The organism is Cohnella sp. GbtcB17 (assembly GCF_019091135.1).
In the GTDB taxonomy this organism is placed as follows: Bacteria; Bacillota; Bacilli; order Paenibacillales; family Paenibacillaceae; genus Cohnella.
Map to the genome: position 1 here is coordinate 39,093 of NZ_JAGXJW010000051.1, position 24,970 is coordinate 64,062.

20 protein-coding genes and 1 pseudogene are annotated in these 24,970 nt (G+C 60.4%); 4 read left to right on the forward strand and 17 right to left on the reverse strand.

Annotation, left to right across the window (positions count from 1 at the left end; all coding sequences use genetic code 11):
* Positions 1-67: 67 nt before the first annotated feature.
* Genes ligD through ku form a run of 3 tightly spaced genes read right to left on the reverse strand, consistent with a single transcriptional unit; the run spans position 68 to position 2,796 of the window.
* Positions 68-952, reverse strand: coding sequence for a non-homologous end-joining DNA ligase (ligD, locus tag KVT38_RS24690; protein WP_217596409.1), 885 nt, complete (start codon positions 950-952; stop codon positions 68-70).
* Entirely contained in the window at positions 949-1,854 is a 906-nt protein-coding gene (locus KVT38_RS24695) for an ATP-dependent DNA ligase (RefSeq protein ID WP_217596410.1), read from the reverse strand. The genes ligD and KVT38_RS24695 overlap by 4 nt, the downstream gene beginning before the upstream one ends.
* A 3-nt stretch (positions 1,855-1,857) precedes the next feature.
* On the reverse strand, positions 1,858-2,796 hold the full coding sequence (ku, locus tag KVT38_RS24700; RefSeq protein ID WP_217596411.1) for a non-homologous end joining protein Ku: 939 nt from the start codon (positions 2,794-2,796) through the stop codon (positions 1,858-1,860).
* Between the two features lie 143 nt (positions 2,797-2,939).
* On the opposite strand from ku, the gene KVT38_RS24705 reads away from it, so the two are divergent.
* The gene (locus tag KVT38_RS24705) at positions 2,940-3,758 is read left to right on the forward strand and encodes a YheC/YheD family protein (protein WP_254639528.1); all 819 of its coding nucleotides are present in this window, start codon (positions 2,940-2,942) and stop codon (positions 3,756-3,758) included.
* 52 nt (positions 3,759-3,810) lie between these two features.
* On the opposite strand, the gene KVT38_RS24710 is transcribed toward KVT38_RS24705, so the two are convergent.
* From KVT38_RS24710 to KVT38_RS24735, 6 genes are all read right to left on the reverse strand, one after another.
* Complete coding sequence (locus KVT38_RS24710; protein WP_217596413.1) at positions 3,811-4,047, reverse strand: hypothetical protein; 237 nt, start codon at positions 4,045-4,047, stop codon at positions 3,811-3,813.
* Positions 4,044-5,357: a hypothetical protein gene (locus tag KVT38_RS24715; RefSeq protein ID WP_217596414.1), complete on the reverse strand. Its 1,314-nt coding sequence runs from the start codon at positions 5,355-5,357 to the stop codon at positions 4,044-4,046. The genes KVT38_RS24710 and KVT38_RS24715 overlap by 4 nt, the downstream gene beginning before the upstream one ends.
* On the reverse strand, positions 5,315-6,127 hold the full coding sequence (locus KVT38_RS24720; protein ID WP_217596415.1) for a hypothetical protein: 813 nt from the start codon (positions 6,125-6,127) through the stop codon (positions 5,315-5,317). Before KVT38_RS24720 ends, KVT38_RS24715 begins: the two co-directional genes overlap by 43 nt.
* Positions 6,124-6,813: an ABC transporter ATP-binding protein gene (locus KVT38_RS24725; protein WP_217596416.1), complete on the reverse strand. Its 690-nt coding sequence runs from the start codon at positions 6,811-6,813 to the stop codon at positions 6,124-6,126. Before KVT38_RS24725 ends, KVT38_RS24720 begins: the two co-directional genes overlap by 4 nt.
* The gene (locus KVT38_RS24730) at positions 6,810-7,214 is read right to left on the reverse strand and encodes a GntR family transcriptional regulator (RefSeq protein ID WP_217596431.1); all 405 of its coding nucleotides are present in this window, start codon (positions 7,212-7,214) and stop codon (positions 6,810-6,812) included. The genes KVT38_RS24725 and KVT38_RS24730 overlap by 4 nt, the downstream gene beginning before the upstream one ends.
* 258 nt (positions 7,215-7,472) lie before the next feature.
* On the reverse strand, positions 7,473-8,192 hold the full coding sequence (locus KVT38_RS24735) for an RNA polymerase sigma factor (protein ID WP_217596417.1): 720 nt from the start codon (positions 8,190-8,192) through the stop codon (positions 7,473-7,475).
* Positions 8,193-8,376: 184 nt separating this feature from the next.
* On the opposite strand from KVT38_RS24735, the gene clpP reads away from it, so the two are divergent.
* On the forward strand, positions 8,377-8,964 hold the full coding sequence (clpP, locus tag KVT38_RS24740; RefSeq protein WP_217596418.1) for an ATP-dependent Clp endopeptidase proteolytic subunit ClpP: 588 nt from the start codon (positions 8,377-8,379) through the stop codon (positions 8,962-8,964).
* Between the two features lie 13 nt (positions 8,965-8,977).
* On the opposite strand, the gene KVT38_RS24745 is transcribed toward clpP, so the two are convergent.
* Together KVT38_RS24745 and ymzB are read right to left on the reverse strand one after the other, a co-directional pair.
* A complete protein-coding gene (locus tag KVT38_RS24745; protein ID WP_217596419.1) occupies positions 8,978-9,523 on the reverse strand; it encodes a DUF1697 domain-containing protein in 546 nt (181 codons plus the stop codon).
* A gap of 314 nt (positions 9,524-9,837) precedes the next feature.
* Positions 9,838-10,179, reverse strand: a complete 342-nt coding sequence (gene ymzB, locus KVT38_RS24750) for a protein YmzB (protein ID WP_217596420.1) — start codon at positions 10,177-10,179, stop codon at positions 9,838-9,840.
* A 171-nt stretch (positions 10,180-10,350) separates the two neighbouring features.
* Here ymzB and KVT38_RS24755 point away from each other — a divergent pair, with 171 nt between their 5' ends.
* Positions 10,351-11,082 (forward strand): hypothetical protein, encoded by a 732-nt coding sequence (locus KVT38_RS24755; protein WP_217596421.1) that lies wholly within the window; start codon positions 10,351-10,353, stop codon positions 11,080-11,082.
* Positions 11,083-11,150: 68 nt separating this feature from the next.
* On the opposite strand, the gene KVT38_RS24760 is transcribed toward KVT38_RS24755, so the two are convergent.
* Both KVT38_RS24760 and KVT38_RS35890 read right to left on the reverse strand, forming a co-directional pair.
* Positions 11,151-12,401, reverse strand: a complete 1,251-nt coding sequence (locus tag KVT38_RS24760) for a GAF domain-containing sensor histidine kinase (protein WP_217596422.1) — start codon at positions 12,399-12,401, stop codon at positions 11,151-11,153.
* Between the two features lie 110 nt (positions 12,402-12,511).
* Positions 12,512-14,005, reverse strand: coding sequence for an Lhr family ATP-dependent helicase (locus KVT38_RS35890; RefSeq protein ID WP_483298188.1), 1,494 nt, complete (start codon positions 14,003-14,005; stop codon positions 12,512-12,514).
* On the opposite strand from KVT38_RS35890, the gene KVT38_RS35615 reads away from it, so the two are divergent.
* Positions 13,892-14,380: a hypothetical protein gene (locus KVT38_RS35615; RefSeq protein WP_483298189.1), complete on the forward strand. Its 489-nt coding sequence runs from the start codon at positions 13,892-13,894 to the stop codon at positions 14,378-14,380. The genes KVT38_RS35890 and KVT38_RS35615 overlap by 114 nt on opposite strands.
* A 90-nt stretch (positions 14,381-14,470) precedes the next feature.
* On the opposite strand, the pseudogene KVT38_RS35620 reads toward KVT38_RS35615, so the two are convergent.
* The 4 genes and pseudogenes from KVT38_RS35620 to KVT38_RS24780 all read right to left on the reverse strand — a co-directional run.
* A pseudogene (locus KVT38_RS35620) lies at positions 14,471-16,939 on the reverse strand (DEAD/DEAH box helicase); the annotation flags it as partial.
* A gap of 61 nt (positions 16,940-17,000) precedes the next feature.
* Positions 17,001-19,622, reverse strand: coding sequence for a PAS domain S-box protein (locus KVT38_RS24770; protein WP_217596424.1), 2,622 nt, complete (start codon positions 19,620-19,622; stop codon positions 17,001-17,003).
* Between the two features lie 152 nt (positions 19,623-19,774).
* A complete protein-coding gene (locus KVT38_RS24775) occupies positions 19,775-20,953 on the reverse strand; it encodes a glucosaminidase domain-containing protein (protein ID WP_217596425.1) in 1,179 nt (392 codons plus the stop codon).
* 366 nt (positions 20,954-21,319) lie between these two features.
* A partial coding sequence (locus KVT38_RS24780; RefSeq protein ID WP_217596426.1) for a response regulator occupies positions 21,320-24,970 on the reverse strand: 3,651 nt, incomplete at its 5' end.

The following is a 24,970-nucleotide window of genomic DNA, read 5'->3' on the forward strand; positions in this document are numbered from 1 at the left end:
TCTAGTGTAACTCATTGGAATCGGGACCGTACAGCATTAATATGATACGGTTTTACGGCGCCTGTCTTTAATTTAAAAACTGCAAAATCGCCTCCAGCGACTGCTGCGGCGTGTTCGCGATCAAGTCGCCTTTTTCCGCCAGCCTCGCTTCGATCGTGTGCAGGTTAAATTCGCGCGGATCGACGTTTTTTTTCACTTCCTCCCACGAAAGCGGCGTCGATACGGTCGCTTCCGGACGACCGCGCGGCGTGTAAGGAGCGGACAGGCTTTTACCCGCGGCATGCTGTACATAATCGACGTAAATCCGGTTATGCCGATTTTTGATCAGCCGCTCGATCGTGAACAGCTCCGGATACTTTTCGGACAAATAACGGCCTACGAAGCCCCCTGCCTTGCGCAGCTCCCCGAAGCTGTAGCCGGGTCGGATCGGGATGACGATCTGCACGCCCGTGGCGCCGCTCGTCTTGGGCACGGACGCGATGCCCATGCCTTCAAGCGCTTCGCCGATGAGCGCAACCGCCTCCATCAGCCGATCGCGGAGCGATTCGCTCGGATCGATGTCGAGCACCCATTCGGCCGGCTCCTCGCCGCCGACGTATTCGAACGAAGGATGGAACTCGAGCGCGGCGAGATTGCCCATCCACAGCAAGGTCGGGAGCGAATCGGCCACGATGTAGCGCACCTCGTCCCTGACCGCCGTTCGCACGAATGCCGGCAGCGGCTGCGGCGCGTTTTTCTGGTAAAAAGCTTTGCCTCCCGCGCCGTCGGGGTAACGGATCGCCGTCATATAACGGTTTTTGCAATAAGGAAGCAAGTAAGGAGACAAGGCGACGAGCTTTTGCAAATACATCGCTTTGCGGATGCCGGCTTCGGGCCAGAGCAGCTTGTCCGGATTCGTCACCTTGATCTCGCAGCCTTCGACCTCGATCGAATAGCTCTCCGACGCGCTCATAGCGGTATCCCCTCCAGATCGATCAATTTGGGATGACGCAGCAAGCCCGCATCCGTCATCTCTCTGCCGCTCACTCTTCCCGCAAGCGGCGTATCGAGCCACCGCACGTCCGCGCCGCGCAGCCCTTCGGGCGTGGCGTCCCAATAGTCGGCGCGGGATCGGCCGGCGGGCAGCCGGCGAAGCGCCGACTTCGCCTTCTCGTTCAGGCCGGACGATACGCGGCCCATGTAGCGATCGCCTTTGCGCATGACAAGACTGGAGACGCGTCCATCCTTCCAGATGATACCGACGATATCGACGTCCATATGATGAACGGTTTTCCGCTTGATCCAGTCATGATGCTCCTTGCCTTCCTTGTAGGCCGACGCCTTCTTTTTGCTCACGACACCTTCCCAGCCGTTCGCTTCGACCCAGCGCCACAGCGATTCGCCGTCCTCGAACTCGTCCGCCACGTAAAAAGGCGACTGCCACCCCTGCGTCAGGGAAAGCAGCCGCTCCCTTCGCTCCGTATACGGAAGCCGCCGAAGGTCCTCACCGTCCGCCGACAATAGGTCGAACAAAATGTATTGCACGGGATGCCGCCTCGCCGAAGCCTCGATCAGCCGATCGCCGATCAGCTTGCCACGCTGCTGCATAAGCTGAAAGCTCGGCTTGGCGGTACGAGGGTCCAGGATGACCGCTTCTCCGTCGAGTATGTAATGCCCCGGACGGCCGGCAAGCGCCGCCGTCAGCTCGGGGTAGGAATCGTTTTGCAGCAGCATGCGTTTGGAATACAGCCGGACGCGCTCGCCCTCCACTTCGGCGATGAGGCGGTAGCCGTCCCATTTCAGCTGATGTATCCAGGCGCTTCCCGTCGGCATGCGTTCCTCCGCGACGGGAGACATTGGCGTGAATGGCTCCATCGGTCAACTCCCTGTTTTTTTCGTCCTTGCCTTGGAAGCCGGCGCCTCCGATTTTCCCTTTTTCGTTTTCGGCTCGTCCTTTTCGGCTTTGGCGGCGCTCCGCTTGCGTACGGGCTTTTTCGTTCCTTTCCTTTCTCCTTCATCCTCGGCCGCTTCGCCCGGTTGGCCCTTGTCCGGCCCGGCCTGCTTCAAGCTCGCCTTTAGCGCTTCCATCAGATCGATGACGTTCGTCTTCTTCTCTTCCGGCGCGAACTTGACTTCCTTGCCCTTGACCTTGTCTTCGATCGCGTCCATCAGCCTTTCCTTATAGACATCCTCGTACTTCTCCGGTTCGAAGGGCGCGCTGAGCTGCTCGATCAGCATGCGTGCCATTTGCAGCTCGCGTTCGTCCGCCTTCGTCTCCTCCGGCAGGTTCGGTATTTCCTTTTTGCTGCGAATCTCCTCCGCATAGAACATCGTCGACATGGAGAGGACGCCGTCCACGATGCGGATCGCCGCCAGGCTGCTGCGCGAGCGGATGCTCACGTTGGCGATGCCGATCTTGCGGGTATCGAGCAGCGCCTGTACGAGCAAATTATAGGCGTGCGTGCCGTTGCTTTCAGGCGCGAGATAATACGTTTTCTGATAATAGATCGGATCGATCTCCTCCAGGTCGACGAAGTCGAGAATGCGAATCTCGCGCGAAGTCTCGGAGGCGATCTCCTCGAGCTCCTCCTTGTCGAACATCACGAAATGACCGGGCTCGTATTCGTAGCCTTTGACGATATCGCTCCACTTCACTTCTTCCTCGCACTTCGGACACGTTCTGTGGTATTGAATCGGCACGTTAAGCTTTTTGTGCAGCATGCGCATCTGCAGATCGTTGTCCTGCGTAGCCGTGAACATTTTGACCGGCACGTTGACCAATCCGAAGCTGACCGCGCCCTTCCATATCGTTTGCATCGCGTCTTCCCCCTTTGCATTGTTGCCGTGAATGAACCCGTATCATTCATTAACCGGAGCCGGCGGGACGTGAATCTTCCAACTCCTGTCCGTGTCGGACGCCGGCGGACGAACATATGGTATGGCGAACGGGGGGAAACGCTTTGATCAACCGTAAAGGCGTGCATATTGCGAACAAATGGGCGAAGACGATCGCTGTGGCAAGGGATCCGGGCGTCGCCGCGCACGTCCCCGATACCCGGAGGATGAACCGGACGACATTTGCGAAAATGCTTGACCGGTACGGCATGATCTACGTGAAGCCGGTCTCCGGCACGTTCGGCAGCGGCGTGATGCGGATCGAACGGTCGCCTGACCGTTGGCTGCCGTACAGCTGCCATGCCGGGCTCGGCAAAAAGCGCTTCGCGTCCGTCGGCCAGCTTTACGAGCATATTATGCGGACGAAGCGGCACCGTCCTTATCTCGCGCAGCGCGGCGTGCATCTGCTCAAGACGAACGGCAGGCGCTTCGATATTCGCGTCATGGTTCAAAAAAATCCGGCCGGCGCCTGGGAGCCGACCGGGGTCATCGCAAGAGTGGCCATGCGAGGCAAAGCTATCACCAACTATCATGCGGGCGGCACGCCCGTCGCGCTGAGCCGGCTGCTTCGGCTTAAATTAGGCGTTGCCGGCGCGAGGCGCACCGAAGATAGATTAAGAGCGCTCGGTCTTCGTTCCGCGCGGGCACTGGCAAGGGCCTACCCCAGGATCAACATGGTCGGCGCCGACATCGGTCTTGATACCCGGCTTCGTCCGTGGATCATCGAGCTGAATACGTCCCCGGACCCGTATCTTTTCCGACATTTGAAGGATAAGTCCACGCATCGCAAAGTGATGCGGTACGCGCGGGCGCTCGGTCGCATCCCCGCCGCGCGCAAAGCCGGCGGTTCGCGCACCGCCAAAAGAACGCGCCGCAAACGTTAAAAGGACGTGTCCGCTGTCGGACACGTCCTTCTCTACGCCTGCATGCCTCTCGCTAGTTCGCTCTCGCCGTCGCTTGTCCGAAGCCCGAGATCGCTTCGCGCATAACGAAGCGCTTCAGCAATGCGCGACGCTCCTCCGGCGTCGCTCGGGCAAGCTCAGCCTCGCCGTGGAGCCCAAGCAGCGCCCGCTTGGCCGCTTCGCAGGCCGGCTCCTCCGCCTCTAGCAAATAATATGCCATCCGGTAAGCTTCGACCTCCAGACTGCGGAGGATGTCGACGCGGCGCTTCACGATCGCAGCTCCAGATTAAGCAGTACGGTCTGGCTCAGTTCAGACGCCGCCTCGTTGCTCGGACCTTCGTAGGCGACCTGGCCTTCGTACACCGCTTTACCGGTGCCGGCTTCTACGACGACTACTTTCGTCGAAGCCCTCCCGATAGATTCTTTCGCTTGCGCGCCGGAAACGATGAAGTAAAACTTGCCGTCCTTGAATCTCGGTGCAAGAATCTCTTCACCGCCGTAGTCCGAGGCATTAAGCGTATACGCAGCGGTCTGGGCTTGCGTCAAGAGGTCGGTCTCTACAATATTGAAGCTTTCCCCCCGCCAACTGACCGGATTGCCGTCTACCGTCACACCGTACAATTTGTCGCCGTCGACGTAATAGTTCGTATGCGTCATATTGTCCGGAATAGCCAAATCGAGCGATTTTACGCTTCCGTCTCTATAATTATAAATAAACGGTTTATATTCGATAATCGGCGCCTCCGTGGAAGCGGCTGGCTGAGAACTGGCGCCTCCGGCTGCCGTGGACGTTCCCTTTACTCTGGATGTGAAAATAACGGCATGCACAGAATCCGCGTTCGTACCCCGATTAGCCACCGAAACGTCGTATCCGGCTTGAACGGGCAATCGAATCTCTCGGGTATCGACCAGCTTGCCGGCGGACAGTTCGAACACGTAGTCGAATAGCTGCGGGGCGATCGATTCGTTAGAGAGCGTTGCTGTAGAGCGTATAATCAGAAGATGCGCAAGTTCGCCTTCAATCTGCATATCGGCAATATAAACTTGCTCCCGCTGCTTCCAAGAACCCGCTTGCCAGGAATAGTTCTCCGACTTCTCGGTTTTTTTGTTCAGTACAGACAGCTTTAAGATGGCCCGGCCTTCTTTATGGACAAGCTCGGCATAGATCAGTTTGTCTTCGTTCTGCTCGAACGTTCCGTATTCCTTGCCCCGCATAAATTCGCGATGCGCCTTGATGAGCGCTTCCGTTGATGCGGTGTATGTTTTGGAAAAAGGCAAAATGAACAATCGTCCTACCCTGTTCGCGTCCGTATAGCGCGTACCTTCGGCATCGACTTGCATCGACCGGTTGCCTTTTCGTCCGCCATAGCTGCCGTCCAGTCGAATCTCCGAACCGATCGAAGAATCTCCCTCCACCGTCTCGAGGTGAAAGCTCGGCAGCCGTTCGTCGGACGCATAGCCGTAATAAACGCCAAGCGCGACGACTGAAAGTAAGGCGAGCGCGCCCACCCATGCGTACCTGAACCGTTCCCATCGCGTTACGCGGATATTTTGCGGGTGATCAGCATTAAGCTCAGCCATATCGCTCCAGCGACCTCCAATCCGAAAATCGTCAAACAGACGGCTACCGTTTCCGACGGGTAAAATGAAAGCTCGTTGGTCATCCAAGCCAGAACGAGCAACGTAATATTAAGCGCCAAGTAAAGCGCCGCCAATACGATGCCGCGAATCCGGTAGCTGCGCTCCAGCAAAATGCCGGCGAACATGAGCAGCACGCCAAGGAAGCCCATGCCGTAGTTGATCAGAAACTGACTGAAATGCAGCGGCAGCAGCAGCTTAAAAATCTCGCTTGCATACATGGCGTCGGTAAACCGGCTCGGCCCCTCCAACCACTCGGGCGTGACCATTGCATATTCGAGCTTCAAAATCGCCATCGCGACCAGCTGCCAGGCCAGCATCGAAAAGACGAACAAAAAAATGGCGGTCAGCTTGGCAAAGTAAAGCGGGATGCGTCCGCCCGGTATCATCAATTGGCGGAAAGCGAACGGATGGCGCCCGGACCAGTCTCTGTACCAAATCACGAGCACATAGGCGACTAAAGCGGCCACTGGAATAAATATCCCGAGCGCGAATCCCCGCTGGGTATTGCCGATGACATCGGCGAACGAGTAGGGCTGCGGCAGGACGCCCGGTTCACGTGTTCCTTCCTTTACGCCGTAGCGATTGGCGTAGTTGTGGATGTCTATCGCGACGGCCACGCACTCCACGACAAGCGAGTACAGCATCATGCCGGCCAGCAAATATCTGAATCTTCGAACCTCCATCGCCAGCAGCTTGAAGTAATGGCTCATGCCCGATACACCTCCCGCATCACGTCGAGCACGGACTTCCCCTGTTCGTCCCGTACCTGCTCGCAATCGATGTCGCGGGCGACCTTCCCGTCCTTCAGCAGCACGGCCCGATCGAGCAAATGCTCGACCTCGTCGATCTCGTGCGTCGTCACCAGCACGCCCCGGTCCTCGATCAGTCGGCTGGAGAAGACGTCGCCGATCATCTCCCGGCTGAATACGTCGATACCGGAAAACGGCTCGTCCATCAGCACGAACTCCGTGTCGGCAGCCAGACCGAGCACAAGCGCGTACTTGGCCGCCGTCCCTTTGGACAGGTTGCCGAGACGATCGCGCGGATTCAGTCGGAAAAACGTCATCAGCTCCTGGGCACGAGATTCGTTCCAGCTCTTGTAGTAGTCCGCCATAAACCGAAGCCCCTCTTCGAGCCTGAAGCCGCCCGGCATCGCCGCATGGTCCGGGATAAACGAGATTTTCTCGTACAGCTCCCGCTTCGAGCCGACGCCGTCGATGCGAATGGTTCCTTTGGACAACGGCGTAAGGCCCATGATCGCCTTCAGCAGCGTCGACTTGCCTGCACCGTTCATGCCGACGAGACAGGTGATCTGCCCCTTCTCCGCGGAAAAGGTGACGCCGTCCAGCACCTTGCGCCAGCGGTAGCGCTTGTGCGCGTTCTCGATCCGAATCATGCGCCGTCACCTCCCGGCTGCTGATCCCGGCTGTTGGCGTCCGCTTCGTATTCTTCCTTCACCAATGCCACGATCTCGGGGAACGGCACCTGCATATTGCGAATCGAGCCGACGAACGTTCTTACCGCTTCGCCCAGCAGCTCCGACCGGATGCTGCGCAGCACGTCTTCGTCCCTCGTGATTCGGCTGGGCGAATTGCCTTCCGTGACGATCAAGCCTTGTTCCTCCATTTCCTTGTATGCTCGCTGTGCCGTATTCGGGTTCATCTTAAGCAGCGCTGCGATCTCCCGTCTGGAAGGGATCGCCTCTCCCGCCGCCAGCCTACCCGTGACGATTCGTTCCTTGAACAGCCGGACAACCTGCAGGTATACCGGATCGCGCGTATTGAACGCCGTCTCCATCCAGCCGCCGTGTTTATCCATCACTCTGCCTCGCCTTGTCGTGGAGTGTGTGTACTAAGTGGTTCATACACTATGAGTGTATTATGACCTTCATACACCTTCGCTGTCAATCCGTGGAAAGTGAGTTTTAGGTAAACTTTAGGTCGCGCAGCAAAAATAGTTCAACGAGAAAAAGCCGGAAGCGTCCGCACCCGATGGGATGCACGCACTCCGGCTGTTCGACGATCAAGTTTCTCGTTATTGTTCGTTTCCCGTTCACTAAGCGGCCTGCAGCCAGGCTCCCGCCGCCGACAACACCGCTTCGGGCGCCTGCGACCGGTCGCTTCCCAGCCGACGCGACGCGGCGCCTCGCACGGGCAGCTGTCTCGCCTGCATGCGCGCTTCCCCGTTGGCCAGCGCCACCAGCGTGCCGATATCTCCTCTTGCATACGCATCGGCCATCAGATGCGCTTCGACCCGCTCGTCGGCGTCCGCCGGCAGCTCCGGCCCATCCTCCCGCAGGAGTGCGTCGCGTACGAACGCCAGTGACCTGCGCGCACGCACATGCGCGGCTTTGACCGCGCCCTCCGTCGTGCCGAGCCGAAGCGAGGTTTCCCTGATCGAATAGCCGAGGACGTCGCGCAGCAAGAAAACCGTCCGCTGCAGTTTAGGCAAAAACGCGTTTAACGCGGCGAACACCGGCGCGAGCTCGAGCGCAAGCAGCGGGCGATCGGTCGAGGCCTCCTCCGCCTGCGTCTCCTTTAACAGCTTCGCCTTGCGCGCATCGCGGCGCAAGCCGTCGATCCATACATTTCTCGCGACGCGCATGAGTAGCGCCTCCGGGTTGGCGTGGCCGCCGTTCTCACGCAGCGCGGGCAGCGCGCGGCTCCAGCTCTCCTGGGCCAGGTCCTCCGCCGTGGACTTTGACCGAACGAGCGACAGGCTGTACCGTCCCAGACTGGCGGACAACCGCTCCACGTTCGCGACAGAATCGATCATTTGCACTTCCTCCTCTCGCAGTTCCACACTGGGCTTCAAATATTGACAGCCCGTTTATTCAAGCAAACGAACGACAAGGCAAAAAAGATACGCGATCCCAAAATTCCGGCACGCCGTATCCTTTCGGCTCGGGCGGACGATTACCGAATCGAACGACCACACCACCAGGCGGGAGGAATTCGCAATGAACGGCTACATTCCCTATGTGATCGACCAGACGGCGCGCGGCGAGCGCTCGTACGACATTTATTCCAGACTGCTGAGAGACCGTATCGTCTTCCTTGGCGCGGCGATCGACGATACGATCGCTAATTCGATCGTCGCGCAGATGCTGTTCCTGGCGGCGGAGGATTCCGACAAACCGATCAGCATGTACATTAACAGCCCCGGCGGGTCGACGACGGCGGGCATGGCGATTTACGACACGATGCAATTCATCCGGCCCGAGGTTCATACGATCTGCACCGGCATGGCCGCTTCGTTCGCGGCGATCCTGCTGCTGTCGGGCGAGCGGGGCAAGCGCTTCGCGCTGCCGAACAGCGAGATCATGATCCACCAGCCGCACGGCGGCGTGCAGGGCCAGGCAAGCGACATCGCCATCAGCGCGAAGCGCATTCTGAATATCAGGGAAAGACTGAACCGCATCACCGCCGACCGGACGGGACAGCCGCTCGAACGGGTGGAAAAGGACATGGACCGCGACACGTTCATGAGCGCCGAAGAAGCGGTCGCGTACGGCATCGTGGACAGCGTCATCGAGAGACAGCCTTAATCCGGCAGCGCGTTTAAACTTCCGTCTGCGCGGCCAGCGCTGCCAGCTTGTTCATCGTGTTCCAGTTGCGGGAGGTCAGCGTCAGCTTCATTTTTTGAAAAAGTATCGCGAAGGCGGAATCCAGGATGCTCGGCTTCAGCAGCAAATAGGTCGCCCGATCCCCGATGACGCACAGTTCGCCCTCCGCGGACAGCTCCCCGATTCGGGCGATCTGCGCATCGTCCAGCGGCTTGTCCAGCAGATTCACGTACAGCTGGCTGGCGTCCGCGATTTGCGCTTCGGTAAACGGGCAGTCGCGCAGCAGCCGCTGCAGCTCGTCGTTCGTGCGCAGCAGCACCGTCGCCTTTTTGACGCCGAATTCATCCTGCAGCAGCGCCTCCAGTCTGTCGCGAATCTTCTCCTGTGACAGGTCGGATCGAAAGACGATATTGCCGCTTTGGATATAGGTGCGCACGTCCTCGAGCCCGAGCCGCTCGCAAGCGGACTTCAGCTCCGCCATCTTAACTTTATTGTTGCCGCCGACATTGATGCCGCGCAGCAGCGCGATATGGACCGTCATTTGCATACCTCCAAGCCGCGAATCGAGACATGCCGCATGCTCCGGGCGTGTCCGCGCACGTCCGGCTCCCCGATCTTGTCACGAATTCGTCGGTACCCGTACCGGGTAAGTTTAAGTTACGATAAGGGTAACCAAAACCGGAGGTGTTGGCAATGGTCTATGCCATTATTCTGATCGTATGCATGTTCGTAGGCGGCGGCGTCATCGTGCTTGGCGGAAAAAGCGCCATCGAAACGGGAGATTGATCGTCCGACCGGCCCTTCTAATCGCACAAAACGCCCGCGGCCTTCACGGCTGCGGGCGTTTTTCTTTTTTTATGCTCGAACCTTGATCGAATACCGGGCACGCTCCGTCACGATCAGGGCGGCACCGTCGGCCGTTTCCGTCAGGCTGAGCCCTTCCAGCGGAATCTCGAACGCATCCGACGGCAGCGGCTCTTCCCGGCCTTCCGTGAGGACGGTTCCGTTCCCCCGGAGCACCAGGGCGGCCCCGTTCGTATAGTCGTCGAGCGCATCGCTCCGCTCTCCTTTGCGTTCGATGCGGGCGAGCCGAATGACGGTCTCGTCGACATCGTCGTCCTCGTGCTTGGTAATGATGAGTTCGTTGTCCGTCTGCGATTCGAGCCATTGCGTGACATCGGCGATCGATGCGGGCATCGCGGATCCTCCCTTCGTGGCGGCCGTTCTTGGACGCCTATGCTGTCCCTTACCCCGTCCGGCCGCACCTGCTACATGACCGGGGGGTGCCCATTTTTAACCGGGCAAGTGTCCTTGGCGGCATTCGCGGAATAGGCTAACCCATCATAGAAGAAAATGGAGGTTGGCGCCATGTACATCCATCCGCGGGGCTCGATCGGTCAAGGCTTCGGTTACGGTTACAGTTACGTTCCATCCTTTAATGGCTCCGCACCCGATTATTATGGATATCCGGGCCTCTCTTATGCGGCGAGCTATCCTTCGCGTCCTTATTACGCCGAATCGTATCAGCCGCTCGCGCCTTATCCCGGTCTCGAACAGCTGCCGGTGCCGGTGCTTCCGCCGGAGCAGACCGGTCCAGGCAGCGGAGCGCATCATGCGGGCTTTCAGGCGCAGAGCAATCTGGGGCCGCTCGAGGCGGGCATCCATACGCAGGGCTACTATGGGGGAGGCTACGGGGCGGGCGTCCATACGGGCGCTTATTTAGGCGGCCATAACGGCGTTGGCGTTCAAGCGGGCGGGGGCGTCGGCGGCGGTCACGGCATTCACGCGAATATCGGCGGGCAGCTGGCGGGGCCTTACGGCGCCGGCATCCAGGCCGGCGCCCAAATCGGCGGCGGCCAGGTCGCTTCCCTGCAGGGCGGCGCGCAGCTCGGCGGCCAGTACGGCGCAGGTCTACACGCGAAAGGTCAATTGAGCACGAATGCAGGCCTGGAGGCAAATGCCGGCGGCCATGTCGGCGGCAAGTATGGCGTCGGTCTGGAGGCTGGCGCGCATGTCGGCCCGCAAGGCGCAGGCGTTCAGCTCGGCGGCCAGGCCGCGGGTCACGGCGCGGGCTTTAAGACCGGCATCAAGTGGGGGTAAGGCGATTCCTCGCCTTCACAAGGAATGCGCCATGGCGCGCGGGCACGGCTTCGGTCGTACTTGCGCGCCTAAACGGCATTTGAGGCATGGCAGCCATGCTGCATACGAAGCGGAACGGTGAGCGTAAAGCAGGAGCCGCCCGGGCCCGAGTCCGTCAGCTCGATCGTGCCGTCCATCAGCTCTGCGTATTGGCGGCAGATCGACAGACCGAGCCCGATGCCGCCATAATTGCATTTGATCGATTTATCGTGAACCTGGGAAAAGGAGCGGAACAGCTGATCCCGGCGTTCCGGCGCGATGCCCATCCCCGTGTCGCATACGCTGAACGATAACCATACCGTGTCGTCCCGGACCGGTCGGTCCGCTCGCTCGATCGTCAGCGAGACTTCCCCTTGCTCCGTGAATTTAACGGCATTACTGACTAGATTAATGAGGATCTGCCTGAGCTTCAGACTGTCTCCCTCATAGTTGCCGAGCAGCTTGTCGTCGATGGACAGGCGGAGATCGATCCCCTTTTTCCCTGCCTCGAACGAATGGATCTGCATAACCTGCTCCGCGCATTCCTCCAGGTTAAAGGGCTCGGATTCCAGGCTCATTTTTCCCGATGCGATCTTGGCGTGCTCCAGGATCTGGTTCAGCATCTCCATCAGCCCTTCTCCACAATCCTCGATGACCGATACGTAGTTGCGTTGCTCCTCCGTAAGCTCCGTTGAACGGAGCAGATGGGCCATCCCGAGCCCGCCGTTCATCGGCGTACGGATCTCGTGGCTTAGCACGGCAAGCAGATTGTCCTTCTCTTCGAGTGCGCGCATCGCCTGCGCCTGCGCCGTTTGCAGCTGCGCGACGGATTCGTCCAGCGCCAGCACGTCTGTGAAGAAGCGGGACAACGACAGCAGCAGCTCTACGTCGCGTTCCTCGAAGCGATAATATCGGTCGTCGAACGCGCACAGGGAACCGAAAATTTGCCCGTTTGGCGTCAGCACCGGCACGCCCAAGAAGGAGCAGCCGCCGACAAACTGCGTCGCCGGCATGTCCTTGGTGAGCGGATGAGTCATGTTATTTTCGATGACGAGCGGTCCCTTTGCCTTTTCCGTGACCAATGCGCAATACGATTCCTCGTTGGCCACGACCAGCCCTTCCGTCAGGATCACCTTGTCCCGGTTGAAGGCGTTAAGGACTAGCGTGTTCACGCGATCGAGATTGGCGATGCAGAACGTATTGGCCGGAATCAGCCTGCTGGCCGTCTGCATGACATCTATGCCCGATTGGTACAGTTTATCCGACACTTTTGAGAGGACGTCCACATAGTCGATTTTCATACGTACATACCACACCTTTCGATGGAAGGAACAGCATGCGCGGCGCCCTTTTGCTCGATCCGCATGATATACCATGATATGAAGCAACTTTCATTTTTTGCCGCCCGCCGTCAAGTTTTTAGCCACAGCACGAGCGAACGCATCTGTCTCTCAGCCCCTTCGGACAGCAGCGCGCGTCCTGCCTCGGTATCGGCGGCCGCCTTGCCGTTCCACTGATCCAGCTTCAGCTTGACCAGCTTCTGACGCCGGATAATCGTCTGAAAGGCGGCCTGGAGGCGGTCCGTCCGGCCGCGCGACTTCAGGTCGTCCGCTTCCGGCGCCAGGCTGAACACGCGTTTGCCGTTGTTTTCGATCCAATAGAGCCACTTGTCCCCGTCGAGCAGCAGAAAATTGCCCGGCTTGCGTGCGAACGACACGCCTTTCGATCCGGCCGGCCAGTCCGCAATCAGGCCGAAGGGATTGGCCGGATCCGCAGCCGACAGGACGGCCAGCTGTCCTTCGCCGCCGCTCGCGGGTCGCTTGACGGCATCGCGGAACGCCGGCGTGGCGAACTGCAAAGCGTCGAGTCCGCGGATAAAGGCTCCGCGCGTTACCAGCCCCCAAACCTCCAGCTGTCTGAGCACGCCCTGCAGAACGTCCCACGGATACGGGGATACCTTTGAGACCAGCTCCCGATTGACCATTCCGTACGTATCGAGCAAATGCTTCGTCCAGGCGAGCACCGGAGATTGCGTCTGTGCGGCGGGATCGCTGCCGGATGGGCGCACGGCTTCGTCGTCATCTATGTCGTCATCGTCATGACCGGCCGCTTCAAGCAGACTCGACACGGCATACCATCTGCCAAGTCCCGAGCCCGTCCGGCCTTGCGCGTGACGCCTGGCGCCCGCGGGATCGGCATGGAGCCGAAGCGGCGCGAATTGGTCGTTGGAGACGAGCCCCTCCCAAGCCAGGTCGATCAGCGCAGGCAGCAGCTCGGACGGTCGGGTGTCGGTCTCCCTGGACAGCTTCGTGAGGAAGCTCGCCCCACCCTCCCGCACGATCTTCGCCAGGCGCGGGTGACGCGAATTCGCTTCCTGACGCAGCGCGGCTTCCGCGTACGGCTCGTACAGCGCCTTGTCTTCCGCGAGGAAAAAAGCGATCTTGCCTTCCCGTTCTTCCTCCTCCCGCCGGCCGATCCACAGCACCTCGCCCGTCGCGCACAGCAGGTCCAAGTCCTCCTTGCGGTAGCCCTGCACGCGCGCCGGCAAGATCAGCGTCTCCCAATGCGACAGCGGGAGGAAGATGCCCTGCAGCTTGCCGATCGCGGCGAGCAAGCCTTCTCCGCCCTGCATCTGTGAGCCCGGCAGGGCATGCTGGAGCAGCGCGATCTGGCTGCACCAGCGTATCGCGTCCGCCGGCTCTGCCTGGGATCTCGCCTGCCGCACCGACCAGCGGACGAGCTTGGAGGCGACCTGCACGCTCGTCCACAGCCGCTCGTCCTCGCCGGAGGCGTGCGGCGCGCGCCGGATCAACTCCCGCTCGAGCAGCAGGCGGACGGCATCGGCCGCCTTCGTCAGGTCCAGCTGCGGATAACGCAGGACGAGATCCGCCTCGGTGAAGGACATCCGATGATCCGCGTAGCGTCCCAGGATAAACAGGGCCGAAGCCGGGTCGTCAGGGAAGCGCGCGTACAACTCCGCTTCGTCGGCCGCGATATAACGCGGCTCTTCGTCGCCTGGCAAGCGGATCGCGGCGACGGCGCCGCGATCCTCAAGCTCGCTCAGCCAGGCAAGACTGCGCTCGCCCGCGGCTTTGACGATCTCGCCGGCCGTCAGGTCGCCTCTCGTCTTGAGCAGCGCGAGCAGATCCGCCGGACCGTCGGGCTCGCGCGCCTGCGACGACAGGCTCGCCTCCATTTGCGTCAGCGCTTCCTCGGCTATCGCCTGGCCGGCCTTGTCCCCGCCGAACAAATCGCGGGCCAGCTCCTGATTGATCTGTAAAATTTGGCGCCGCGTCGATTCGTCCAGGCCGTCCCCTTCATAGATACGCATGTTGACGTAGTCGGCCATGAACTGGGAGGCGAGCGGCGAAGGATGGGGCGTCTCGCGGACGACGATCTCAAGGCGGCCCTCGTCGACGGCCTCCAGCATGCGGCGCAGCTCGCCGAAGCTTAAATACTCGTGAAGCGCCTCGCGCATCGCTTCGCCCAGGTATGGGAACTGCGCGCCGTACGGGAGCGCCTTGCGGAGCAGCTCTTCGCTGCGCAGCCTCTTTTGCCACATCGGCGTGCGCGTGAAGCTGCGGGCGAGCAGCAGCGACGTCTCCGCGATCTTGCGGAAGGCGACCGCGAGCAGCGGCGAGCCCGTCACCGCCTCGGACAGCAGCGACTCGACGTTGGACGTCGTCACCTGGCTCAAGATTCGCAGCCAGGAGGCGTCCCACTCCGGCAGCACGATCTCGATGCCGTTGTCCTTGGCGTTGCCGTACAGCCGGTAAGGCATGAGCAGCTCGAACTGCCGCTCGAGCGCCAGCAGCCAGGCCCGGTTCACGCTGCGCCCGAAAAAGTTGTGGATGACCATATGCGTCTGGTTCATCACGTCGCGGTAGTGCTCGACGACGATTCGCTTGTCGGTCGGCAAGGCGCTGGCCCGACGCTGGGCGCGAATATGGCCGATCAAGGATTCCGCCGCGGCGGCGTCCAGGCCGAATTCATCGCGCAGCCAAACGGTAGTCTCGCCGTCGAACGCGCGCGCCTCTTCCGCATCCGCGGCATCGGCGTCAAACGAATCCTCATCAAGGCCGAGACGACCGGCGATCTCCCGCCAGAACGCGCCGATCTTCTCGCCGAGCTCGTACGATCGCCCGCCCGCTTCGTTGCGCCAGAAGGGCACCTCGCTGAACCGGTTCGCCGCTTCGGCGACGTACACGCGGTCGTTTTTGATCTCGCGGATCATCCACGAGCCCGCGCCGAGCTGGAAGACGTCGCCGACCCGGCTCTCCTGGATGAACTCCTCGTCGAGCTCGCCCAGATGCGCCCTGCTGTCCATATGATGAACCGGGTAGCCGCCGCTTTGCGGAATCGTGCCCGCCCCGCGCACGGCGGCTGCCCGGCCGACCGCTCTCGCCGTCAGGACATCCGTGCGCGCGTCCCAATCGAGCAGCGGCCTGAAAAAAGGATAAAACCCGGACAGCACCTTCAGCATGTCCTTGAACCGCCGTTCGTCGTATCCCCGATAGCTGTCGCTGCGCCTGACGAGGCGCAGCAGATCGTCCAGACGCCAGTCGTCCATGGACACGATGGCCGTCGTCTGCTGCGACAGCACGTCCATCGGCCCGTACGGGATCTCGATATCCTCGATCTCGCGCCGCGAGACGAGCCGGCTCAGCACGGCGGCCTCGGGCAGGAGCGCCTTGGTCCGCATGATCATGAGTCCCCGGCTCTCCTCGCCCACGCCATGCCCCGCGCGGCCGATCCGCTGAATGCCGCGGTCGGCTGCGAGCGGCGTATCGATCTGAATGACGAGGTCGATATGGCCGATATCAATGCCAAGCTCGAGCGAAGATGTCGCCACGATGCAGCGCAGCTCGCCGTTCTTGAGCAGACGCTCGGCTTCGAGACGGCGCTCGCGCGCCAGGCTGCCGTGATGGGACCGCGCCATCTCGTAGCCGACATGGTCGTTCAGGCGCAGCGTCAGCCGCTCGGAGAGCCGCCTGCTGTTCACGAACAGCAGCACGGATCGGCTGTCCGCCATCGCTTCCATGATCCGGTCGAGCAGCGGCTTCCAGACGGCTTCGCGTCCCGCCCCAGGCGCGGACGGCTCGGGCACAGTCACCTTGACGCTCAGCCGCTTCGTCATGCCGCTCTCGACGATCTCCACCGGGCGGGGCCGCATCGCGCCCTCGCCGCTGTCCCGCTCCGGCGTCTCCTCCCAGCCGCCGAGAAACTGCGCGACGCGAGACAGCGGCTTCTGCGTTGCTGACACGCCGATCCGCTGGACCGGACGGCCGCACAGGGCGGCGAGCCGTTCGAGCGACAGCGACAGAAGCGCGCCGCGCTTGTCCGCGGCCAGACCGTGGATCTCGTCCACGATGCCCTGCTCGACGGTTGACAGCATGTCCCGGCCTTTGGCCGAAGTGAGCAGCAAATAGAACGACTCCGGCGTCGTGACCAGCAGATCCGGCGGGCGGCGCAGCATGGCCGCCCGCTTTGCTTGCGTCGTATCCCCGGTACGAACCTCGCTCCGGATGCCCGGCCAACGCTCTCCCCGCTCGGCCGCCCAGGCGTCCAGCTGCTGCGCGAAGCCCGTCACGTGATGATGTATATCGTTGTTCAGCGCCTTCAGCGGCGTCACGTACAGCGTGCGCAGGACAGACGCCCGCTTGCCGTCCCCGCCGGCGCTCGCGATGCGATCGAGACAGGGCAGCAACGCCGCCAGCGTTTTGCCGGATCCGGTCGGCGCCGCGATGAGCGTATGCTTTCCCTGCGCGATCGAAGCCCAGGCTTTTTGCTGTACGTCGGTCGGCTCTCCGAAGGACGAGGCGAACCAGGCGGACAGCACGGGGTGGAACGGCGGCTTGCGGTCCTCAGTCAACGGAATCGCTTCTTTCTTGTCTTAAGGATTATCGTCCGAAAAATTTGCCGATCATTTCCTTGACCAGGCTCGAGTAAATCGGTTTGCTCATATATTCGTCCATTCCCGCGGCCATGAAGCGCTCCCGATCTCCCTTGAGCGCGTTCGCCGTAACCGCTACGATGATCGGACACGTCTTGGCCGACAGGCGTTCGCGAATCATCCGCGTCGCCTCGATGCCGTCGACGCCCGGCATCTGCACCTCCATGAAAATCAGGTCGAACGCCTCGCGCGTCGCCGCCTCTACCGCTTCGTTGCCGTGCGCGGCGATCAGGACGCGATGGCCGAGCTTTTCGAGAATTTTTTGCATGACAAGCTGATTGATCTTGTTGTCCTCGGCGACGAGAATCCGCAGCGGGCGGGGCGCCCCCTCCTCCGGTTCCCCCGTCGGCTGAACGGCCGATCGGTCGGGCGCAACCGCGGGCTCGAGCGAGACCGTGAACGAGAACGCGGCGCCCTGCTCCTCCTGCTGCTCGAGCCAGATGTCGCCGCCCATCAGCACGGCAAGCTTTTTGCTGATCGCAAGTCCCAATCCCGTTCCTTCCGTTTCTCTCGTATACTGATTGTCGATCTGGTAAAAGGGCTGGAAAAGATTGGACGCCTTTTCCTTCGGAATGCCGATCCCCGTATCCTTCACCGTGAACTTAAGCCCGAGCTTGCCCCGCTCGGCCGCTGTCCGCACGACATTCACGTACACGCCTCCCGACGTCGTAAATTTGACGGCGTTGCTGAGCAGGTTCATCAAGATTTGCTTTAACCTGCTGGCATCGCCGACGGCATGACCGGGAACGTCGCGATCGACCGACACCTCGATCCGAAGCCCCTTGTCCCTCGCCCTGGCCGAGACGATGTCGACCGCTTCGGATACGCTGGCGCGCACGTCGAACGTATCCAACGATAGCTCCGTCTTGCCCGAATCGATCTTGGAAAAATCCAGAATCTCGCCGATGATCGCGAGCAGCGTCTCTCCGCTCTTGCGGACGACGTTCAGGTAGCTGCGCTGCGTCTCGGTCAGATTGTCGAAGTCGAGCAGCAGGTCCGTCATGCCGATGATGCCGTTCATCGGCGTGCGGATCTCATGGCTCATCATCGCGAGAAACTCGCTTTTCGCCTTGTTCGTCGATTCGGCGCTTTCCTTTTCGATCAGCAGCTTTTTTTGTTCGGTAATGTCTTTGATGATCAAATAGTAGCCGACGTTTTCGCCGTGAATGATGATCGGCGCGAGCGTCGTCAGCACTTCGCGCGTGCTGCCGTCCTTGTGCGTAATTTTGTCGTTCTGGCGAATCTCCGCCTCCGAGGCGACGACGTTGCCGCGAAGTGGAGCGAAGCGCCGCCAGCCCGTGAAGCTGGCGATCGGATAACCGATCATCTCGCTTACCGTATAGCCGGTCAAATCTTGCGCGACCTGATTGGCATTGATGACGCGTCCTTCCAGGTCGATGGAGACGACGGCATCGTGATTGTATTTTTTGAGCGACGTGTACCTTTCGACGCTCTCTTGCAGCTTAAGCTCGACGAGCTTGCGGTCGGTGATGTCCTGCACGGAGCCGACGAGACCGGATGCATCTCCAAGCTCCGAATAGACGGCGGTGCCCCGGACGTGCAAGTACCTGACCGTCGTGTCCTGCAGCGGCAGCCGCGTTTCGAAGCTGATCTCTCCGCCCTTCGCGACTTCCTTCGCCAGCTCCGCGAAGTCCGCGCGATCCTCGGCGGCGACGAGATTGGACAGCGTCAACGCCTCGCTCGCCGGGCGATCGGCGGCATTCTCGTAGATACGGGCCAAATTCGCGGAATGGGAGAACCGTCCGCTCGCCGACTCCCACTCCCAACTGCCGATCGCCGCGATCCGTTCGGCTTCCGCGAACATGCTCTCATGCTTTTTGCGCGCCGAGATCTCGCGGCCGACGAACAACTTGAACGGCTTCCCGCTTTTTCCCTCGATCTGCTTGACGCCGACTTCGAACCAGCGCGTTTTGCCGTCTTTGCGTCTCAGCCTGTATTCCTTTAGCTCATCTGTCTTTGGACACTGGCTTGTATAGCATTGCAGATCTTCCGGATCAAAAAGAATGCTTTCGTCCGAGCCGGCGAGCTCGTCCTGCCGATAGCCGAGCAGACCATAAGCATTCGGCGACACTTCGAGAATGCGCCCCTCGTGATCGCATATGTAATAGAGATCGACGATGTTTTCGCCGATAATACGCTGCCGTTCCCGGAGCGCCTCGAGCTCGTCCTCGGTACGGCGGTCAGCCTCCTGCGACTTGTAAAATTGCCAAAGCGTAAGCGTTTCCCCTCCGACCTCAGCCTCAATCGTCGCTGCGGACGCCTCGAACCTGACCGGCTTGCCGCCGCTGTTCTTGAGCGCAACGCTGAATATTTCGCCCAAAGCCGGTCTCGTCGCTCCCGGTCCTTCCGCTCGCTCCTGTCCGGCCGAATCGAACAGCGCTTCGACGGGAGCGCCCTGAAGAACGTTTTTATCGAATCCCAACAAGCTCGCCATCGCGTCGTTGACAACGACCCATCTGCCGGCGGCATTCGCGATTCCGACCCCGTGACGCGACAATTCAAACCATTGTTCCCCCATGCTGTGCAAGGACTGCGGCAAGCCCGACATCGCGTTTACCCCTTTCGCATGTCCGCCGATCTGTTTCAAGTCTTCACGGACTGTCTATACCCCGATTGGCCTATCCTCAAACATCTTGATGAATTAAGAAAAAGACTGTCGAATCTTCGACAGTCTGACGCTAATGCCATTATACCGTATGGCTACAATTTTCGGTAATCGCTTTTCATGATTCCTTTGACCTTTCCGGCCCAGCTTGAGCTCGCCGGGCAATATTTGGCGGCGACTTTATCGATGGTCGTCAAGCCTTTGTCCACGTATTTGTCCGACAGCAATTGCCCGAACTTGCGCACCGAATCGGCCTTCGTCTTGAAGCTGAACGCTTTATTGTTCGGATCTCCGGACGTCGCGTTCAAGCCAAATAAATTGTTTTTGGTGCGGGACAGCTTGCTCTTCCCGTTGCCGCTCTCGAGCTTCATGACCGCGATCGTGAACAAGGCATTGATGCCGTATTCCTCCTCGATCTCCAGGACGACATCCTCGATGCCGTGTCCGGCGAGCGCCGTCCCTTTGAACAGCCTCGCTATATGCGCTTCGGTCAAGCCAGAGTCGGACTGGACGCGATTGCTCGGACTTGGCGGATCCTGGAGGGCTTCATTCGCGCCTTCCGATTGTGCGGAGCTTGCCCCGCTCTGCTCGGTCTGCTGCCGGGACAGCGGCGGCGCAGGATCCTTCTTCGGAGCAGGCGGGGGATCTCCCGGGTTGCGGCCGGCTGTCGTCTCGAGCGGATCGATCTTTGAAGCGTAGCCGCCATGAACGTAGCCGCCCTCGCTTAGACGAAGCCAGCCCTTTTCCGTAACTGCAGCTACCTCCAGGCGTGCGCCCCGCTCTACGACGCGCAGCACCTTGGAGCCGTTGTAAGGGTTGGCGCGCACGTTCAAATAATAAGCCGTTACTTCGTATATATCGGCCGCCGGCGCTTGCTGGATCTTCTTCGGGGCCTCCGGGCCGTTCTTTTCGTCTTTGCCGTCAACCGTGCTCTCCGGCTTCGAACCGAGCTCTTCGTCTAGCGTAAATTTAAGCGGCTTTTTTCGATCGTCTGCGGGCAGTTCGTTGGGATTGGCTAAGGACGGGCCGTGCTGGTAGGACAGATTTATCGTAGCCGGGAGAGGAAGGACAGGCAAAGCTAGCGGTTGCGGCAGAGGCTGGCTTTCGGGCTCGGTATCGGCCGCTTCAGAGGGGAGCGACGGCTTCGAGATCGGAGCCGCTACGGCGAGCGGGGCCGGGTCCTGCATGGCTGCGAGCGAGGTCAGGCCAAGCGTTGCAAATAACGTCGCGACGATCAGTACGACAAGGGGGAACCGCTTCTTATCTCCACGCATAACTGCACCTCTCTTCTTTTGATGAAGGACGAGCGAATCGTGAATATAGGATAGATTGTACAGACGGCTCCCTGAAAAACATGTCAATTCGTCAACGAATATTTGCATTTCCTTTGTCGACGAAGCGTGCGAAAACGCGTCTTCTCCCTTTCCATGCGTTGTCATTCAACGTATTCCCGCATGTATCCGTTCCCGCTGGCAGGTCGTGTCGTCTTCTGGTGCGTTCGGCTTAGGCAGTCGCCAGCCAAGCGGCAGGCTTATAGACGCGCAAAAAAGCAGGAACGCCTCCCTTCATCGGTCCGATGAATCGGGGAACGTCCCTGCTTCTTTTCCTGCATTAGCTCCTTACATCCGCCACTCGCCTGCTTAGCTGTCGTCGCCGCGATCCAGCCAGCTCCGCATCATCGCCAGCAGCTGCGCGCTGTTGACCGGCTTGGTGATATAGTCGGAGGCACCCGCCTCGAGGCACAGCTCCCTGTCGCCCTTCATGGCCTTCGCCGTCAGCGCGATGATCGGCAGCTCCGCAAACGCCGGGTTTGCCCGAATCGCGCGGGTCGTCTCGTAGCCGTCCATGACCGGCATCATAATGTCCATCAGCACAATGCTGACGTCCGGCGTCGTCTCCAGGATGTCGATCGCCGCCTGGCCGTTCTCCGCCGGCAGCACAGTCATCTGGTGGCGCTCCAGAATCGTCGTCAGCGCGAAGATGTTGCGCACGGCGTCGTCCACGACGAGCACCTTGCGCGATTGAATCGCTTCGTCGGATTGGTAGATCCGTTCAAGCGCCTCTCGCGATCCCGCCGGGAGCTCGTCGGATCTCCGATGCAGGAACAGCGTCGTCTCGTCCATCAGTTGAACGGCCGTGCGCGCTTCCTTCACGACGGAGGACTTTAATATTTCCTCCCATTCCTCCTGCTCTTCCCCGCTCAGCTTGAGGCCGCCTTCCACGACGATCGGGATGCGCCTGCCCGCCGACTTCTTCTGAATCTCGCGCAGGAACTTGGGCATCGGCATATCGGACAGCTCGCCTTCCGTCACGACGCAGTCGAACGGCTTCACGCCGATCTGGTTGAGCGCCTTGCGCGCCGTGTCCACCGCGGTTATCTTGAGCGTGCCGCCCGCGAGCGAGTCGACGATCTGCTTCCTCCGTTCGGGAGACTTCACGACGGCGAGCAGCTGACGCTCCCCGCGCGACGCGAATGCGTTCAGACTCTCAAGCGCCAGATCGAGCTCGTCGTTGGTGACGGGCTTGCACAGATAATCGTAAACGCCTTTGCGCAGCAGCTCCGTCTTGTCTTCGTCCACGGTGATGACGCATACCGGAATGTGGCGGACCGACATATCGTTTTTCAGATGCTCCAGCACGAGCCAGCCGTCGGTGTCGCTCAAATGGAGATCCAGCGTGATCGCCATCGGGTTGTATTTTTTAGCCAGCTCCAACGCCTGAAGCCCTTTGGACGTGATCACCGTCTTGATGCCTTTGCGGCTCAGCGCATCCTGAACGATCTCGCAGAACTTCAGATCGTCCTCGACGATCAGGAAGACGGGATCGCCCGGTTCGATATCGTCACGATCGTCCCGGAGCTCCTCCCCTTGCGTCGGCGGAGTCAGCCGGATCCGCTTAGGCGGAGACACGTCGATGACCTCGGGCACATGCCTCGGCTTCGGTTCGGGCTGAACGTCCCAGACGTCGATCGGCAAATACAAGTTGAACACGCTGCCGCTGCCCGGTTCGCTGAACAGGGTGATCTCCCCGCCGAGCATCTCCGCAATCTCGGTAGAGATCGTCAGCCCCAGGCCGGTGCCGCCGTATACCCGGTTCGTGCTGCCGTCCGCTTGCTGGAATGCCTCGAAGATGATCTGCTGCTTGTCCTTCGGAATGCCGATGCCCGTGTCGCTTACGGTAAAGCAAAGCACCGAGGCCGCCCGGTTCAGCCGATCCGCGCTCTCGCTCCAGCCTTCCGTCGCCTTGCGCACGCGGAGCATGATCTCCCCTTTTTCCGTGAACTTGAAGGCGTTGGAGAGCAGGTTTTTCAATATTTGCTGCAACCGCTTCTGATCGCTCACGATGCGCGTCGGCACCTCGGGTTCGACCTTGATGCGGAACGACAGCAGGCGCTCGTCCACCATATGGCGGAAGGACCGGTCGAGCCCGTCCGTCAACTCCCTGATGTTCAGCTCGCTGTACTCGGCCGATACCGTTCCCGATTCGATCTTAGACAGATCCAATATATCGTTGATCAGATTCAGCAGCTCGTGACCGGATTCCTGGATCGTCTTGGCAAACTTCACCTGATGCTCGGCCAGATTGCCGTCCAGATTTTCCGCCAGCTGCTCGGCGAGCAGCAGCAGCGAATTGAGCGGCGTGCGAAGCTCGTGCGACATGTTCGCCAGAAACTCGGACTTGTACCGGGACGTGAGCGCCAGCTGCTCGGCCTTTTCCTCGAGGAATCGCCTTGCGACTTCTACCTCGTTGTTTTTGCTCTCGACCTCGGCCTTCTGGATGACGAGCAGCTTGGCTTTGTCCTCCAGCTCCTCGTTCGTGTTCTGCAGCTCGAGCTGCTGCTTCTGCAGCTCCTCGGTCAGCGACTGGGACTGAATGAGCAGCTCTTCGGTTCGCCGGTTCGCCTGCATCGTATTGATGACGATGCCGATCGAATCCGTCAGCTGATCCAGCAGTGCGATATCGATCTCGCTGAACGCCCTGAACGAAGCCAGCTCCAGTACCGCAAGCACCTGCTCTTCGAAAATGATCGGCAGCAGCACGATGTTGAGCGGCGTGGCTTCACCGAGCGCGGATGTGATCACCACGTAATCGCCGGGCACATTGGTCAGCAAAATCCGCTGCTTCTCGATCAGGCATTGGCCGACGAGGCCTTCGCCCGCGCGGAATTCGTTCGAGAGATGCTTGCGGTTGTGGAACGCATAGCTCGCGAACAGCTTCAGGACGGACTGTCCGTTCACGACTTCGTTCATATAGAAGACGCCGTGCTGCATGGAGACGAGCGGGGCTAGCTCCGACAGGATCATGCGGCAGACGGCGTACAGATCCCGTTGCCCTTGCATGAGCCTCGAGATTTTCGCGAGATTCGTCTTCAGCCAGTCCTGCTCGGTATTGATCCGTGTCGTCTCCTTGAGATTGCGGATCATCTCGTTGATGTTGTCCTTCAGCGTCTCGACTTCGCCGGCCGCCGCGACATCGATCGTCCGCGACAAGTCGCCGTTCGTCACCGCGGTGGCGACGTTCGTGATCGCGCGCACCTGCGTCGTTAGCGTGCTCGCCATGTAGTTGACGTTGTCGGTCAGATCGCGCCAGGTGCCGGCGGCGCCCGGCACGCTCGCCTGTCCGCCCAGCTTCCCTTCCGCGCCGACCTCCCTGGACACGGTCGTGACCTGGTCGGCGAAGATCGCGAGCGTATCGGTCATGTTGTTGATCGTCTCGGTCAGCTCCGCGATCTCGCCCTTCGCGTCCACGGTCAACTTCAGCTTCAGGTTGCCGTTCGCGACCGCGGTCACGACCTTGGCGATGCCGCGCACCTGGTCGGTCAGGTTGGCGGCCATAATATTAACGTTGTCGGTCAAGTCCTTCCAGATGCCGCCGACGCCGCGCACCTGGGCCTGTCCGCCGAGCTTGCCGTCCGTGCCGACCTCCCGCGCCACGCGCGTAACCTCGGACGCAAACGAATTGAGCTGGTCCACCATCGTATTGATCGTGTTTTTCAGCTCAAGCAGTTCGCCTTTGACGTCGACGGTGATCTTCTTGGACAGATCGCCGTTCGCGACCGCCGTCGTGACGCCGGCGATGTTGCGCATCTGGATGGTCAAGTTGCTCGCCATGTAGTTGACCGTATCGGTCAAGTCCTTCCACATGCCCGAGACGTCCTTGACGTCCGCCTGCACGCCGAGCTTGCCCTCGGTCCCGACCTCGCGGGCGACGCGGGTGACTTCGGACGCGAAGTTGCCGAGCTGGTCCACCATCGTGTTCATCGTGTTTTTCAGCACGAGAATCTCGCCCTT

Coding starts and splice junctions, on each gene's coding strand:
- ligD (WP_217596409.1), bottom strand. CDS start 952: ATGAGCGCGTCGGAGAGCTATTCGATCGAGGTCGAAGGCTGCGAGATC.
- ymzB (WP_217596420.1), bottom strand. CDS start 10,179: ATGCCCGCATCGATCGCCGATGTCACGCAATGGCTCGAATCGCAGACG.
- KVT38_RS24760 (WP_217596422.1), bottom strand. CDS start 12,401: ATGAAAATCGACTATGTGGACGTCCTCTCAAAAGTGTCGGATAAACTG.
- KVT38_RS24730 (WP_217596431.1), bottom strand. CDS start 7,214: ATGGAGACGGCGTTCAATACGCGCGATCCGGTATACCTGCAGGTTGTC.
- KVT38_RS24715 (WP_217596414.1), bottom strand. CDS start 5,357: ATGGCTGAGCTTAATGCTGATCACCCGCAAAATATCCGCGTAACGCGA.
- KVT38_RS24725 (WP_217596416.1), bottom strand. CDS start 6,813: ATGATTCGGATCGAGAACGCGCACAAGCGCTACCGCTGGCGCAAGGTG.
- KVT38_RS24720 (WP_217596415.1), bottom strand. CDS start 6,127: ATGAGCCATTACTTCAAGCTGCTGGCGATGGAGGTTCGAAGATTCAGA.
- KVT38_RS24735 (WP_217596417.1), bottom strand. CDS start 8,192: ATGATCGATTCTGTCGCGAACGTGGAGCGGTTGTCCGCCAGTCTGGGA.
- KVT38_RS35890 (WP_483298188.1), bottom strand. CDS start 14,005: ATGTCCTTCACCGAGGCGGATCTCGTCCTGCGTTATCCGCAGCTGGAC.
- KVT38_RS24745 (WP_217596419.1), bottom strand. CDS start 9,523: ATGACGGTCCATATCGCGCTGCTGCGCGGCATCAATGTCGGCGGCAAC.
- KVT38_RS24695 (WP_217596410.1), bottom strand. CDS start 1,854: ATGGAGCCATTCACGCCAATGTCTCCCGTCGCGGAGGAACGCATGCCG.
- KVT38_RS24755 (WP_217596421.1), top strand. CDS start 10,351: ATGTACATCCATCCGCGGGGCTCGATCGGTCAAGGCTTCGGTTACGGT.
- ku (WP_217596411.1), bottom strand. CDS start 2,796: ATGCAAACGATATGGAAGGGCGCGGTCAGCTTCGGATTGGTCAACGTG.
- KVT38_RS24770 (WP_217596424.1), bottom strand. CDS start 19,622: ATGTCGGGCTTGCCGCAGTCCTTGCACAGCATGGGGGAACAATGGTTT.
- KVT38_RS24775 (WP_217596425.1), bottom strand. CDS start 20,953: ATGCGTGGAGATAAGAAGCGGTTCCCCCTTGTCGTACTGATCGTCGCG.
- clpP (WP_217596418.1), top strand. CDS start 8,377: ATGAACGGCTACATTCCCTATGTGATCGACCAGACGGCGCGCGGCGAG.